At 32.2% G+C, this 668-nt stretch carries 1 protein-coding gene; it reads right to left on the reverse strand.

The genetic code is table 11. The features are described from left to right. Positions 1-471: 471 nt before the first annotated feature. Positions 472-668: hypothetical protein (locus tag ACSMFO_RS40190; RefSeq protein WP_436462544.1), on the reverse strand; the 197-nt coding region annotated here is incomplete at its 5' end.

The following is a 668-nucleotide window of genomic DNA, read 5'->3' on the forward strand; positions in this document are numbered from 1 at the left end:
TTTCAAATAGCAACATATAAGACTTAAATATGAGCTCTTTTTCCATGTGCATTCCTCCTTTTATAGGACTTCTAAAATAAGTTAAATTATAGTTGTCCTGCGGTTCACTGTGCCTACCTAGGTGTACATCAAATACATAAATGCGTTTCTTGCTACTTTTCCATCACCACTACTCCTCTCTCTCTATTTGACCATCGTTGATTCCTTATCATCTATTAGTGCAATCATTTGAGAAAGGCAAACAACTCTTTGTTCTGAGTTTCGGTCTCAATATAAAAAAAAGCTAAGAATGACTGTTTGAAACTAATGTTTCTGTATCTTAGAGATAAAAAGATAAGGTCATTTTAAAATGTCAATCTACTATAATTCCTAAAATAGTACATTTCACTACTATTTACCTCCATTTTACTACCGATCCCCATATATAACATGACTTTTTGCACCTTTATAAGTAAAAATATTCAATTTATTTTATATTAACGGGTGGTTTCGTGTAGTAAAATTAATTTTGCTATAAAAGAAGGCTACATATGAAAATATATTTATAAAAGGGGATAAAACAATGAAAAGTCGTGTTATCAAGATTGTTTCTTCGCTAGCTATAGGAATAGGAATTGCTGCAGCTCCAGCTTCCTCATACGCTGCAACGCCTAAAACCATGAAAGTAC

It is taken from the genome of Amycolatopsis sp. w19, from assembly GCF_051373225.1.
Classification (GTDB): domain Bacteria; phylum Actinomycetota; class Actinomycetes; order Mycobacteriales; family Pseudonocardiaceae; genus Amycolatopsis; species Amycolatopsis japonica.